The 14030-nt window shown below is 60.7% G+C and carries 12 protein-coding genes, 1 tRNA gene and 1 pseudogene; 3 read left to right on the top strand and 11 right to left on the bottom strand.

What is annotated here, in order from left to right; all coding sequences use genetic code 11:
• From tnpC to BBJ66_RS15610, 5 genes are all read right to left on the bottom strand, one after another.
• The coding region (gene tnpC / locus BBJ66_RS15630) for an IS66 family transposase (RefSeq protein WP_071088100.1) at positions 1-1466 on the bottom strand (1466 nt) is incomplete at its 3' end.
• 71 nt (positions 1467-1537) lie between these two features.
• A complete protein-coding gene (gene tnpB / locus BBJ66_RS15625; protein WP_071088098.1) occupies positions 1538-1894 on the bottom strand; it encodes an IS66 family insertion sequence element accessory protein TnpB in 357 nt (118 codons plus the stop codon).
• Positions 1891-2337, bottom strand: a complete 447-nt coding sequence (tnpA, locus tag BBJ66_RS15620; RefSeq protein WP_071088097.1) for an IS66-like element accessory protein TnpA — start codon at positions 2335-2337, stop codon at positions 1891-1893. The genes tnpB and tnpA overlap by 4 nt, the downstream gene beginning before the upstream one ends.
• A gap of 324 nt (positions 2338-2661) precedes the next feature.
• The gene (locus tag BBJ66_RS15615; protein WP_071088095.1) at positions 2662-3855 is read right to left on the bottom strand and encodes an XRE family transcriptional regulator; all 1194 of its coding nucleotides are present in this window, start codon (positions 3853-3855) and stop codon (positions 2662-2664) included.
• A gap of 12 nt (positions 3856-3867) precedes the next feature.
• Positions 3868-4587 (bottom strand): hypothetical protein, encoded by a 720-nt coding sequence (locus BBJ66_RS15610; protein ID WP_071088094.1) that lies wholly within the window; start codon positions 4585-4587, stop codon positions 3868-3870.
• An 808-nt stretch (positions 4588-5395) separates the two neighbouring features.
• Between BBJ66_RS15610 and BBJ66_RS35865 the strand changes: the two are divergent.
• Positions 5396-5620: pseudogene (locus BBJ66_RS35865) on the top strand (IS481 family transposase); the annotation flags it as partial.
• A 43-nt stretch (positions 5621-5663) separates the two neighbouring features.
• On the opposite strand, the gene BBJ66_RS15600 reads toward BBJ66_RS35865, so the two are convergent.
• From BBJ66_RS15600 to xylF, 4 genes are all read right to left on the bottom strand, one after another.
• Positions 5664-5740, bottom strand: a tRNA-Arg gene (locus BBJ66_RS15600).
• Between the two features lie 206 nt (positions 5741-5946).
• Positions 5947-6729, bottom strand: a complete 783-nt coding sequence (locus BBJ66_RS15595) for an ATP-binding cassette domain-containing protein (protein WP_007630865.1) — start codon at positions 6727-6729, stop codon at positions 5947-5949.
• A 14-nt stretch (positions 6730-6743) separates the two neighbouring features.
• Entirely contained in the window at positions 6744-8057 is a 1314-nt protein-coding gene (locus BBJ66_RS15590; protein WP_071088090.1) for a sugar ABC transporter permease, read from the bottom strand.
• A gap of 260 nt (positions 8058-8317) precedes the next feature.
• Positions 8318-9358, bottom strand: a complete 1041-nt coding sequence (gene xylF / locus BBJ66_RS15585; protein ID WP_071088088.1) for a D-xylose ABC transporter substrate-binding protein — start codon at positions 9356-9358, stop codon at positions 8318-8320.
• Between the two features lie 291 nt (positions 9359-9649).
• On the opposite strand from xylF, the gene BBJ66_RS15580 reads away from it, so the two are divergent.
• A complete protein-coding gene (locus BBJ66_RS15580; protein WP_071088086.1) occupies positions 9650-10924 on the top strand; it encodes an ROK family transcriptional regulator in 1275 nt (424 codons plus the stop codon).
• Between the two features lie 420 nt (positions 10925-11344).
• Here BBJ66_RS15580 and iolG read toward each other — a convergent pair whose 3' ends face one another.
• Complete coding sequence (gene iolG / locus BBJ66_RS15575) at positions 11345-12337, bottom strand: inositol 2-dehydrogenase (RefSeq protein WP_071088084.1); 993 nt, start codon at positions 12335-12337, stop codon at positions 11345-11347.
• A gap of 196 nt (positions 12338-12533) precedes the next feature.
• Here iolG and BBJ66_RS15570 point away from each other — a divergent pair, with 196 nt between their 5' ends.
• Positions 12534-12815 (top strand): hypothetical protein, encoded by a 282-nt coding sequence (locus BBJ66_RS15570; RefSeq protein ID WP_071088082.1) that lies wholly within the window; start codon positions 12534-12536, stop codon positions 12813-12815.
• A gap of 123 nt (positions 12816-12938) precedes the next feature.
• Here BBJ66_RS15570 and BBJ66_RS15565 read toward each other — a convergent pair whose 3' ends face one another.
• Positions 12939-13817: a Hint domain-containing protein gene (locus BBJ66_RS15565; RefSeq protein WP_071088080.1), complete on the bottom strand. Its 879-nt coding sequence runs from the start codon at positions 13815-13817 to the stop codon at positions 12939-12941.
• Positions 13818-14030: the final 213 nt, after the last annotated feature.

Below are 14030 nucleotides of genomic sequence, written 5' to 3'. Positions count from 1 at the left end.
TTTGGGTGGTCGTTGACGATCCTTGTGAGGACGTCAGAGATGTAGGCCAGTGGCTCGACATCGTTGAGCTTGGCGGTTTCGATGAGCGATGCAATGGTGGCCCAATGTTCGGCCCCTGCATCGGAACCGGCAAACAGCGCATTTTTTCGATTGAGCGCAATTGGCCTGATGGACCGTTCGACGGTGTTGGAGTCGATCTCGATGCGGCCGTCGTCGATAAAACGGGTCAAGCCATCCCAGCGTGACAGGGCATAGCGGATGGCTTCGGCGAGCTTGGTCTTCTGGCTGATATAGCCGAGTTGTTCACGCAGCCAGGGAGCGAGGCTTTCGGTGATCGGTCGGCTTTTCTGCTGGCGGACGGCGCTACGCTCCCCATGTGTGCGGCCACGTATCTCGTCTTCGACCGCGTAGAGTTCGGCGATGCGTCTGAGTGCCTCGCTGGCGATGGGTGCCGGACCGGCGGCGGCCAGTTCATAGAAGCGGCGTCGAACGTGAGACCAGCAGAATGCCAGCGACACGGTGTTCTTTGCCGCGAGCGGGCGATATCCACTGTAGCCGTCGACTTGCAGGATGCCGACGAAGCCATCGAGATGGGCCATTGGCCGCTCGCCTTTGCGATCCGGTGCATAGACATAGGCGACGCCGGGTGGGTCCTCGCCCTGCCACGGCCGGTCGTCCCTTGCATAGGCCCAGAGCTGTCCGGTCTTGGTTTTGCCGCGCCCCGGATCGAGCACCGGAGCTGTCGTCTCGTCGGCAAACAGCTTGGACGAAGACTTCAAATGATCGAGCAGCCGCTGATGAACCGGCCGAAGATGCCAGGCCGCGCGACCGACCCAGTCGGCAAGCGTCGAACGGTCGAGATCGATGCCCTGGCGCTTGTAGATTTGCGCCTGGCGATAAAGCGGCAAGTGGTCAGCATATTTGGAGACTAGCACCTGGGCGACGGTTGCCTCGGTCGGAATACCGCCCTCGATCAGCCTTGCCGGGGCCGGAGCCTGGACAACGACCTCCTCGCAAGCCCGGCAACCATACTTCGGGCGGCGCACCACGAGCACCCTGAACTGAGCGGGCACGATATCGAGCTTCTCGCTGACGTCTTCGCCGATCCGATGCAGGTCGTTGCGGCAGCACGGGCAGGCATGGTCATCGATATCCACCACGATTTCGACGCGCGGCAGATGTGCTGGCAGCGAACCCCGGTTCGTGCGCCGCTTGACGACCTGCGCCTGGCGAAGAGCGGCGACGGCTTGCTCCTTCTCTTCCAACCCGGCAGCCTCAACTTGCTCAGCCTCTTCAAGCCCCAACAGAAGCTGGTCTTCGGGAAGGGTCTCGGCGCGGCGGCCGAAGCGATGACGCTGCAATTCCTTGATGATCTGGCGAAGGCGGGCATTCTCTGCCTCGCGCGAAAGCACCATGGCTTTGAGCGCATTCAGGTCATCCGGAAGCTCGTCTGCCGTCATCGTCATGGATCGACAACAGCATATTTTACCGCTCCGATCGAGAGGCTGGATGGTGCTGATTCAATTGGTCGCGGCCGCTATCCAGCCTTTACCGGGATGCGCGTTTCGCTCGGCGCATGCACCCGTTTCCAGTCCAATCCCTCGAACAAAGCCGAGAACTGCGCAGCTGTCAGATGCATCGCGCCGTCCTGCATTCGAGGCCAATGGAACTCGCCATCCTCAAGTCGCTTGGCGACCAGGCACACGCCGCTGCCGTCCCAGAAGATCAGTTTGATCCGGTCCGTGCGCTTGGCTCGGAAGACGTAGATCGTACCGGAGAACGGATCGGCACCCATCTCAGCCTTCACCAGCGTCGCCAATCCTTCAGCACCTTTGCGGAAGTCGACGGGCTTGGTGGCGATCATCACCTTCACCGCACCGGACGGGCCAATCACGACGATGCCTTCAAGGCCTGGATCACGGCGGCAATGGTTGCCGCATCGGTGCCCGAGGCAATGCGCAGCATGGCTCCATCAATCTGCAATTCAATAGCCGCCTCCGGAGAAGTTCTTCTTGGCAAACGTGCCTGCCGCGCCTTCTTCGGCTCCGGCTTCTCCGGTGACACGATGACCGCTGGTGCAAACATCGGCTCCTCGACCGGCACAGAAAGAACCTCACATGGCTTTCGGGCGAGACGTCGCCATGTGAACAATTGCTGCGGCGTCAAACCATGCCGCCGCGCCACAGAGCATACCGTCACGCCAGGTTCGCAACTCTCCGCAATGATCTGCGCTTTCTGATCGTCGCCCCATTCGCGGCGACGGCCATTGCCAGTGAACACCTCGAACCGGCGCACCGGCTCATCCTTGGATTTAAGCGTAAGCTCTGAAATCGACATATGTCCAAGCCCTCTTTCGAGGCTGAACATCGACAATCATACGCTGATCCGGAAGGTGGGGTCAGCACAGCGCTTACGGAAGAGCAGATTATTGCGGTGCTGAAGGAGCGCCTTGATGCTTCCTATGTCTTAGGAATAAACCGTAACCTATGTGTCCAGAACGGACTCTGATTTATATGGCGCGCCCGACAGGAAACTCCGAGCGGAGGAGCTCGAGGTGTCCTAAATACTTGAAATCAAAGCTATCTCTCCAAGACCTTCGCTAAGCGATGTGAAGGAGAAGCGAGTGATTGGCAAGTGGTATAAGTGCCGCCGCTGTTGCAATCAGCTCCGTTTCAGAGGCACCACATTGCTACCATTCTCAGCTCGTTCCACTTTACGCGAGATGACCGGCTTGAACTCCACGACTCTTGCCGCCTCTGCCGTAAGCCATCCGTCAGGCAACCCTGATAGACTTTCCACATCGTGTGGCATTAGTGGAAGGTCTTGGCGCAAAGCGTCCTTAGTTATCTGCCCCTCTTCAACCAAAGCTCTGAACACATCCGCCAATAGGTTGGGCCGTTGGAGCGGCCAACTGTCATCGTAAGGCTCACCTTTGGAGCTATAGCCCTTGGCGCTGTAGATTTTGTACAGGCGGGTTGCGGCCTCACGGTCCACAATGCCGAGCCGTTGAAGCCGCATGATCTGAGCCTTGATCGAAACACGCCAACGAGCTTTTAGCCGCTCCAGTTCCCAAATTGCCCCGGTGTCGATTTCCACAGAGAACTGGCTTGCCGGCAGCAAAAATGCGGACGCAAAGTTGTGCGCCTGCTCTTCGATGGTCTTGAAATTCTCTTCGAACTCCGCCTCAGTTACAGCCCTGTGGAGGACGATATGCCCGAGTTCATGGGCGGCATCGAACTGGCGGCGGGCAAATGACTGCTTGTCGTTGGCCAGCAGGATGTACGGCCTTCCGTCAGTACCCCAACGGCTGAGGCCATCCAAGCGGTCAGTATCCATCTGCTCGCTCGCCACAACGACCCCGTTACTTTCCAGGAACGTGAGCATTTCGGTTACCGGGCGGAGGCCCAGCCCCCAAAACTCGCGAGCACGCTGCGCTATCTCCTCAAGGTCTTCCTCTCGTAGAGACCTGAAGTTTCTGCCCTCAAGCAACTCGGGGATGTTCACCTCGGGAAGGTAAGCGTAATGCTCGGCAACCGCCGTAACATCTTCGAGCCATGTTAGCCGAACCTGTTGAACCAGCCGGTCACCCTTGAGAGCACCTGCAAATGACCTAAAGAAAGACGGTCCTGCCCCCTCTGCTCTAGGTGTAAGAAAAAAGTCTTCGGGCAGTGAAAGCAGTGTGGAGAGTTGTGATAGCGCCAGAGGCTCAGGAAAAGACGCACCCTCTTCCCAACGCTGTACCGTACTTGGTGCCCGCCGCATCAGGTCAGCCAAAGCCTTGCGCGAGGTTATCCCCCGCGCTTGCCGCGCCTCGGCTAACTTAGCGCCGACAAATGATCCAACTCCACTACGCACGCTTCATCTCGTTTACTCTCCTTGGCCGGTAACTGCGGGATCGCCCTTACCGTCCTTGAAACTTTTGGTCACCTTCTTGAAGGCCACCGGCCGCTTGGTCTTCACGGCAGTCTCAGCCCCGTATCCTGCCAGGAACTCGTTGATGTCCCACTGGCAAATGAAGCTCTCAACCTTGCTGTCCACCAAGCTTATCGTCATCGAGGCGATCTTGCCCAACACCTGAGGATCGCGCCTAACCATGATAAGAACCAATCGTTTCCGATCATTGAACATCTCAGGCGGGTGGAAGAAATCCGGCGAGAGACCCCGATTTTGAGAGCAGAGCGCACGTCTGGAAGCGTTCTTAGAGGGAGCGTCCTCCTTTTCCCTATGCGACGCAAAGCCGACCATTGTTTGACCGAAGCAGCCAGTAGTCACATAGACGGCAGATTGCCGTATTTCATCGGGAGTGACCTCAACGGGAACCGAGGTGACGAACTCCGCGCCGTTCCGAGACAATATTTGTTCGAAGGCTTCGTCAATGATGTTGTGTCTGAGAATGCCGGCGCTTCTGCTTTGTCTACGCCGTGACAGCGCCAAGCCATTTGCAACGGACTTATGAGAAGTCCCCACCGCAGTATCCGCCTGCTCTGCGGCAATAGGGAACATCTCGATGGCCTCCACCAAGACATTTCGCGGCAAGTCCTTCCGAATTGCCAACTCAAACTCCAGCTTACGCTCATCGGTGATCATTTCGGCTACCTCGTCGCCTTAACCAATTTTGCATTAACATGGAAAACATGCCAGATTTTTTGCATTTTGCAACATGCGCATTCGCTTCCCCCCGGCGTTAACCCATTCGCTAACAGCTTTTATCGGTCCAGCGTGTTGCCAACAACTACTAGACCCCACAGGACCGGCATCACGGATGCGCGTAGCCCTTCCGACTTATACAGGGATCACATATCTCAGAGGCTATCCACGCGGCAGCGGCGAGGAGGTTCCCCCGGTGCCCTCTGCCATGGGCCCAATGCAGGCATGATGGCACCCTCCTGCCTCCGCACGCAATGAGTCACCAAGCCCGCCCCAGCCACCTCATGAACTTAGTCATAAGTCCGCGCCTCTGCGCTGCCCTGATGCTTCCCCAGTCGCCGTCGCCGTAGATGCGGAGCAGGTCGGGGCCAATATCTCCACGGTACTCGTAAGCGTCTGGCTCAGCTCCAGACTTTCTGAACGGGCTCGGCACCGAGTAGTACTCCCGCAGAAGCTCACGGTTTAGACCAGCGTCATCAACTTCAATCAATACTCTCGGGGCGGCATGGTACTTGCGCAGTGCCGCAGGGTCATTCAGGTCAAAGAGCCAAACCGAGGCGCTTTCCATACCCTCGACCGGGAGAGCCCGCCGGAGAAGCAGCCCCTCATTTCCGATAGCTTGCAGATTTTCTGGTCTCGTGGAGTGCCCAAATGCCATCGCCTTACCATCTTTCCTCTGGTTGGCACCTATGAGCGATGAAACCTTAAGGGATGCTAAGAGGCCACCGAGAAGTTTAAGCGCTGCGCAGATTTCTCGCGTACCGTCACAACATGCGGCCGCATCTGCTACAAGCGAAAGAAGATCAATCTCAGCTGGTCTTTGCCCGGCCAGGCCGTCGGCATCAAACAGGTCGAAGGCCATATTTGGCTCGCAAGCTTCATGGATTACGACCTGGGATACTTCGATGACGAGACATGCAGGCTCGAACCGCTGCCGAACCCTTTCGGCGCGAAAGTGTTACCTATGTCTTAAGAATAAACCGTAACCCATGTGTCCAGAACGGACCTTGATTATATGGCGCACCCGACAGGATTCGAACCTGTGACCTTTGGAATCGGAATCCAACACTCTATCCAGCTGAGCTACGGGTGCATGCCTGAGGCGGTTTGAATCGCCTGTCCGATGGGTGGTTCTTAGCCTAGCTTGCGGCCGGCTTCAATCGCGAATTTCTCAGAAATACCGATGCTTGCGGTTTACGGGGTGTTTTTATTCGTCAGCCTTTGGATTGAACGAAAAACTCCGCCGGCCTTGCGGGCGGCGGAGCGGGGTTGTCGGGGGGCAGGGCGCTTTAGCGCCGATCAGATCTGCATGGCGCCGGGGCCGGGGATGGCCTTCGGCGGCACCTTGCCGAGGATGATCATCCCCAGCACTTCGTCCTTGGTCACATCCTCGGTGCGGGCGTGGCCCACGAGCTGGCCGTTCTTCATCACCGAGACGCGGTCGGCGAGGTCGAAGACGTCGTGGATGTCGTGGCTGATGAGGAAAATGCCGATGCCTTCCTTCTTCAGCTGCTTGATCAGCTCGCCCACCTGCGCCGTCTCCTGGGGGCCAAGGGCCGCCGTCGGCTCGTCCATGATCAGGATGCGGGCGTTGAAGAGGATGGCGCGGGCGATCGCCACCGATTGCCGCTGGCCGCCCGAAAGCGCCTTCACCGGCTCCTTGAAGCGCTTGAAGTTGGGGTTGAGCCGCCCCATCACCTCGCGGGCCGAAGCCTCCATCGCCACGTCGTCGAGCGTGCCCCAGCGGGTCTTCAGCTCGCGGCCGAGATAGAGGTTGGCGGCGGCGTCGACGTTGTCGGCGACGGCCAGCGTCTGGTAGATCGTCTCGATGCCGTATTTCTTGGCATCGCGCGGGTTGCGGATGTCGGCCGGCTCGCCGTTGATCAGGATATCGCCGCTGTCGCGCTTATAGGCGCCGGAGAGGATCTTGATCAGCGTCGATTTGCCGGCGCCGTTGTGGCCGAGAAGGGCGACCACTTCGCCGGGGTAGAGATCGACCGAGGCATTGTCCACGGCGTGGATGCCGCCGAAGGAGATCGAGATGTTTTTCAGTTCCACAAGGGGAGTGCGTTGATCAGCCATGTCTAGGGCTCCTCTCACTTGGCACGGGCGCGATAGACGGTGTCGAGCCAGACCGCCACGACGAGAACGGTGCCGACGACGACGCTCTGCAGCGGCGTGTCGACATGCGCGAGAACCATGCCGGATTGCAGCGATTGCATGACCAGCGCACCGAGCATGGCGCCGGCGATCGTGCCGGTGCCGCCCGCCAGCGACGTCCCGCCGATCACGGCGGCGGCGATGGTGTAAAGCTCGTCGAGCGTGCCCTGCGAGTTGGTGGCGGCGTTGAGGCGGGCGGTGGAGATCGCGGCTGCGATTGCCGCCAGAATGCCCATCAGCGCGAAGATGCGCACCGTCACCCAGCGGGTCTTGATGCCGGCGAGCTCGGCCGCTTCAGGGTTGCCGCCGATCGCGAAGACATAGCGGCCGAAGCGCAGTCGGGTGGCGATGAAGGTCATGATGATGCCGACGACGATGGCGATCAGCACCGGCACGGCGATGCCGTAGGGAATATCCAGGCCGGTCTCCGGCCAGGGGATATTGTTGGTCTCGGCATATTTCTTGGCGATATTGATCGGCCAGTAATAGCTGTTGGCGATCGAGACCGCGCCGAGGATCAGCACGCAGCTGAGGATGGCGAGGAAATATTCCGCCCAGATCGGCCGGCGCGGAAAGCCGAAGCGGCGGCGCTGCCGGCGCGAGCCGATGATGCTGGCGACGACGAACAGGCAGGCGGCGATGCCAACGATCCAGCTCCAGGTGGCGCCGATCGAGCCCTCCGCGCCGCCGCCCATGATGCGGAAGGTCTGGTCCATCGGGGCAACCGTCTGGCCGCTGGTCACGAGCCAGGTCGCGCCGCGCCAGACGAGCAGGCCGCCGAGGGTGACGATGAAGGAGGGAACGTTCAGGAAGGCGATGATGATGCCCTGGAAGGCGCCGATCAGGCAGCCTGCCGCAATGCCGATGATGAGCGTGATCGCCCAGGTGAAGGGGCTGTCGAAGCCGATATACTCAGGCAGGATCTTGGCCTGGGTCACGCCCATGATCATGCCGCAGAGGCCGAGCACGGATCCGACGGAAAGATCGATGTTGCGGGTGACGATGATCAGCACCATGCCCGTCGTCATGATCGCGATGTCGGTCGTCTGAACCGAGAGGTTCCAGAGATTGCGCGGGGTCAGGAACAGGCCGCCGGTGATGATGTGGAAACCGATCCAGATGATGATGAGCGCGCCGATCATGCCGAGCAGACGCGTGTCGATCTCGGTCGCGCGGAAGAAGCGGGTCACCGGATTGGCTTCCGCCGTTCGCGGCCCGCTTGATGCTGTTGATTTTACCATTTCGGCCATGGGTTTGCCGTTCCCCCATTGTGTTTGGACGGGTGCGCCGGCGTGCCCGAGACTGTTGGCGGCGTCATCGTCTGTTCTTCAACTGACCATCGCGATGCTTCCGGAAACCGTGGCGTGGCGTCGCGACACCCTTCCGGCAGGGAATGCAGGTCCGCGATGGTGCGGCGGGGCGGAGGAACTGCATCCTTGGAGTTCTCATCCGCATCCGGCGCCGCAACGGTCTCTCCGCTGCGGCGCCGGCAGTTCAGTCCGAAGCGTGCTTACTTGCAGGCAGCGACGGTGCCGGCCTTGACGCCCTGGCAGGCTTCAGCCTTGGAAATCCAGCCGGCGTCGATGACGACGTTGAGGTTTTCCTTGGTGATCGCCTGCGGCTTCAGGAAGACAGACTGCATTTCCACGCCCTTCGGGCCGCCCTTGAAAGCCTGGGCGCCGTCGATCTTGCTCATGTCCTTGCCGCCGGCGAGGTCGAGAGCGATTTCGGCAGCGCGGGTGCCGAGCTCGCGGCTGTCCTTCCAGACGGAAACCGTCTGCGTGCCGAGCGCGATGCGGTTCAGCGCTGCCTTGTCGCCGTCCTGGCCGGAAACCGGAACGGAGCCGGCAAGGCCCTGGGCGTCGAGGGCTGCGATCGCGCCGCCGGCGGTGCCGTCGTTCGAAGCAACAACGGCGTCAACCTTGTTGTTGTTGGCGGTCAGGAACTGCTCCATGTTGCGCTGAGCATTCTCAGGCAGCCAGCCGTCGGTATAGGCTTCGCCGACATTCTTGATCTTGCCGGCGTCGATTGCGGCCTTCAGCACTTCCTGCTGGCCCGAGAACAGGAAGTCGGCATTCGGGTCTGAGGACGAGCCCTTGATGAAGACGTAATTGCCTTCCGGCTTCGCCTTGAAGACGCCCTCGGCCTGCAGGCGGCCAACTTCCTTGTTGTCGAAGGTGATGTAGAAAGCAGCCGGGTTTTCGATCAGACGGTCGTAGCCGACGACCGGAATGCCTTCGGCAGCGGCCTTTTCGATCGCCGGGCCGATGGCGTCGGAATCCTGGGCGAGAATGATCAGCGCGTTGGCGCCCTGCGAAATCAGCGATTCGACGTCGGTCAGCTGCTTTGCGGCTGAAGACTGCGCGTCAGCGGAAATATACTTGGCGCCCTTGGCTTCGAGAGCCTTCTTGATCGCGGCTTCGTCGGTCTTCCAGCGCTCTTCCTGGAAATTCGACCAGGAAACGCCGACGACGAGGTCGGCAGCCATGGCCGCGGTATGCACGGAAACGAGAATGGCCGCGCCTGCCATCAATTTCAAAATAGACTTCATACTATCCTCCCGAGTGAGTTGCGACCGGCCCAGCCCATGCTTCCTCCGGCCACCGCGAAAAGCTGTCGAGGGAAATTCGGATTATTTTCTCGACAGTCGAGAAATTTGATGTCAGAGATTTTTTCGGCTGTCAACACTGGGCCGTCAGCTTATTTCCCTTGCGGAACGGCGGCCGGAGATGCAGTGGAAAGTTGGGTGGGGCCAGAGCATGATGCCGAAAAGAGTGAGCGGTTTTCGGATGACATCATGCTCTAAACTATTGAATTAGATCAGGAGGAGAGGGCGGCATTCATGCTGACCAAGTCGAGCACGGAGCTGGTCCGGCAGCGAAACAGCGTGCTCGTGCTGTCCGTGCTGCGCCGTCACGGCGCGCTCGCCCATACCGAAATATCCGATTTCACCGGCCTTTCCTCGGCCACCATCTCGGCGATCACCGCCGATCTGGAACGTGCCCATATCATCGAAAAATCCGAGCAGCAGGCAGCCAGCGGCCGCGGCCGGCCGCGCGTGCTGCTGCGCCAGCGCCGCGATTGTGGCTATCTCATCGTCGTCATCATCTCCTCGGATGCGGTGCAATATTCGCTTGTGGATTATGCCGGCAAGCTGATCGATCGTTTCAGCGAGGAGCGCTCGCATGATCCCGCAGGGGCCGCCCGCTTCGTGGAAGGGGTGCGCGCCGGGCTCTCCCGCATTCTCGAGCGCTCCAGGATTTCCCAGGAAAAAGTGCTGCTGATTTCGATCAGCAGCAAGGGCCTGGTCAACTCCACCGAGCCGGTGCTCGTCTGGTCGCCGATCTTCGGCAGCGATCAGATCGATTTCGAATCGGCGCTCAGGCCGGATTGGCAGGCCAAGGTCATCCTCGACAATGAGACGCTGCTGGTCGCCGCCGCCCTCGGCGCCCGGGAAGAGATCGTCAAGGGCGCCGATTTCCGCTCGCTCGCTGCGCTCTCGCTCGGCCACAGCATCGGGCTCGGCATCGTCAGGCGCGGCGGCCAGAGCGGCCAGGAAATCTCGGCGCCGAATTTCGGCCATATGCTGCACATGGCGGGCGGCGGCCTCTGTCGCTGCGGCACCCGCGGCTGCATCGAGGCCTATGCCGGCTTCTACGCCATCCTGCGCAGCGCCTTCGAAGTGCCGCTCGATACGATCCCGGCAAAATTCGTCCCCGTCACCGAACTCGACAAAATCGCCGCCAAAGCCCGCCAGGGCCACCGCACCTCCACCATCGCCTTCCGCCAGGCGGGCCTCGCCCTCGGCAACGGCCTGTCGCGCATGCTCAGCCTCACCGAAAGCATGCCCATCGCCATCACCGGCCCCGGCACCCGCTATTACGACCTGCTGCGCCAGGGCATCGAAGAGGGGCTGGGCCAGTCGCATATCGTCCGCATGGAAGGCATGCCGGAAATCCGCGTCGTCGCCGACGAACCCATCCTCGTCTTCGAAGGCCACCTCAACCGCGCACTGTCGGTGATCGACCAGGATATTGTGGTCTCTGGGGTTCAGGGTGCGGAGAGTAGCGAAGGAAAACCCCTCCCCAACCCCTCCCCACAAGGGGGCGGGGCTTAACCCGTCGCCCCGACGGTGACCAACAGGAGAGGCCTTGCCGGCTGCTACCGTCCCACAAATTGTTACGTTGGAGGTTATCGCAAGCGGCGCGGCAGATTAGCCCCTCCCACCTGTGGGGAGGGGTTGGGGAGGGGTCTTCCAAACGCTCCGAACCACCGCACAGCTGCCCGGTTTGCGCCAGACGCCTGCCCCTCACCCTAGCCCTCTCCCCGTAAACGGGGCGAGGGGGCGTGCCTTGCGCGACGTTGGCGAGGGACCGAGAGCTCGCGGCATACCTCCTTCGCCCCGTTTACGGGGAGAAGGTGCCGGCAGGCGGATGAGGGGCTGGTCTCGCCGGCTCCGCAGCACGCCACCAAAACGCAAAACGGCCGGGCAAACACCCGGCCATCCACACCTCTCTCTCAAATCGAAAGCCGGCCGTCACCCAACCTTGATCAGCTTGCCTTCCTTCACCGACTGCACCGCCGCATCGGCGAGCGCCAGCGCCGCCAGGCCATCGGCGCCGGACGGCGAGATCTTCGTGCCCTTTTCGATCGCGGCGATGAAGGCGGCGATTTCGTTGGCGTAGGCTTCGGTGTAGCGGGTCATGAAGAAATCATGCAGCGGCGGGCGGGTGTAGCCGTCGCCGTTTGCCACTTCGATCGAGACCGGGCGCTGGTTTTCGGCAGCCGCCATGCCCTTGGCGCCATGCACTTCGATGCGCTGGTCGTAGCCGTAGGTGGCGCGGCGGGAGTTGGAGATGATCGCCTGCTTGCCGGATTTCGTCTGCAGGATCACCGAGACGCTGTCATAGTCGCCGGCTTCGCCGATCGCCTTGTCGACGAGCACGGCGGCGGTCGCCAGCACCGAGACCGGCTCTTCGCCGAGCAGGAAGCGGGCCATGTCGAAATCATGGATCGTCATGTCGCGGAAGATGCCGCCCGAGCGCTTGATGTAATCCACCGGCGGGGCGCCGGGGTCGCGCGAGGTGATCGTCACCATTTCGACATCGCCGATCTTGCCGTCGTCGATCACCTTGCGCACCGCCATGAAATGCGGGTCGAAGCGGCGGTTGAAGCCGACCATCAGCTTGGCGCCGGTTTCTTCCACCACCTTGATGCAGGCCTTGACGCGGGCGACGTCGAGATCGATCGGCTTTTCGCAGAAGATCGCCTTGCCGGCGCGGGCGAAACGCTCGATCAGGTCGGCATGGGTGTCGGTCGGCGTGCAGATGACGACCGCGTCGATATCCTTGGATGCCTCGATCGCCTCGATGGTGCGCACTTCGCAGCCATAGGCCGAGGCGATGGCGTCGGCCGCCTGCGGAAAGGCGTCGGCGACCGCGACCAGCGTCGCATTGGCGTCGCCGCTGACGGCTTTCGCATGAACCTTGCCGATGCGGCCGGCGCCGAGAAGACCAAATCTCACTGTCATAGCAACCTCCTTGAATTCGGAACAAATAAACCGAATTGCCATAAATCTGGAATTTTCATTCCATCTTCTCTGCGTCGCGTCAAGCCCGCGGCTCTTTCACATTTGCAAGATTCAAACTAAAGACAAGCGCAACAAATGCCATGGCCGGTGTGACACATGCCATGGGCATGGTGACATATGCGACCGCGGGGCCCAGATGCAACTGATTGATCCGAACCATCCGGCATACCGGCGCCTTTGGGTGCGTGTCGCCATCGTTGCCGTCTGCTTCGGCTGGGCGGCGTTCGAGATTGTCGGCGGCGATCCCTTCTGGGCGGTGCTCTCGGCCGCGGCGGGCGCCTATTCCTTCTATATGCTGTTCTGGACCTTCAATCCGCAGCCGCCGGAGGCGGCGGCAGTCGTCACGGCCGATGATGCTGATGGGGGCGAGCCTGAAGGAGACGAAGAGAAGAAAGCCGAAGAGAAGAAGGCCGAATAATCGAAGCGCGCCGCGATCTTTCCGATGCGCGGCACGCTTGACGTCTTTCGTTTGATACCATCGCAAATCCGACGCGCGGCTTCGCGTGCAGCCGGCCCGATCCCGGACCGCATTCCTGTCCTGTCAGAGTGACAGTTCCTTGGCTTGCGCGTCGATCTTTTCGCAGGCATTCCCGAATGGATCGCGCATCGGCACCAGCGGCGAAACGCCGAGCATGAGAAGCGCTTTCAGATGTGACCAGCCACCTCCCAGCAACGGCGCAAAGCATGTCATCGCGAGGCGTTCCTCGCCATAGAGACGCAGGTACTCTGCAAAATTGCTGAAGTTCTCGTGATTGCCGTTCTTCAGATGGAAGGTTTCGGCCGCAGCACCTTCGGCAAGGATAACTTCGTGCGTATCGAGCATGATGGCATAATAGTCGATCGATACGTCGGCGGCGGGAGTGACCGCTGCGATCGTCGTGCCGTTCACGAGGTCCTTCACCTGGATCAGGATGCCGTTCAGGTACAGCGCATGGCCAGGCGACAGATATAGATCGCAATGGGGGGTGTGCCCGTCCAGTGCGTGGCGGGAAACCCGGATCGGCACGACGTCCTTGGGCCAGCGCGCGCCGCTCTTCTTGAAACTTTGGCGACCGACCCACTTTACCGGACGGCTGCTGCCGTCAGGAAGGGCGACGCGATCGCCGATGCGAAGATCCTCGACAGGCTTCTCACCGCAATCCGTGAGGATCGCCGTTCCCCGCAGGAAACATTGTGGGCCGCTGCCGCTGCCGCCACCACCGGCACTGGGGCCACCACTTCCGCCGGAGCCACCGCCCCCGCCGGAGCCACCGGAGCCGCCGCGTCCCCATAGCCGCCCCATCGCTTTGGCCGGAGAGGTGGAAATGGCTGCGGCCAAGGTCGCCACGCCGGCGAGACGAGCACCGGCGGCTGCGGCTATACCTAGAAAATGTCTGCGCGCAGTGTTGCGTGGCAGTTTCGGATCTTCCGTAGATGGCATGTCGGCGGTCTCCTGAAAACATTTGCACCGCCCTATGTTACAACAGGTTGTATTGCATTCTATTTCCCTAAATAGCGCTACGGCCTACCGAAAAGGGCGTAGGCATGGTCCACTGGGACCCCAAAATACACTATATCAGGCACCAAAAAGCGGGAGATTTATCTGCTACCCGAAGGCGAAATAATCAATCTTGGTGCCACGGGCACGGGTTGA

The sequence above is a fragment of the Rhizobium sp. RSm-3 genome (assembly GCF_001854685.1).
Classification (GTDB): Bacteria; Pseudomonadota; Alphaproteobacteria; order Rhizobiales; family Rhizobiaceae; genus Rhizobium; species Rhizobium ecuadorense.
The sequence above is the reverse complement of the archived record's forward strand: the minus strand, read 5'-3'. Positions and strand labels throughout refer to the sequence as shown.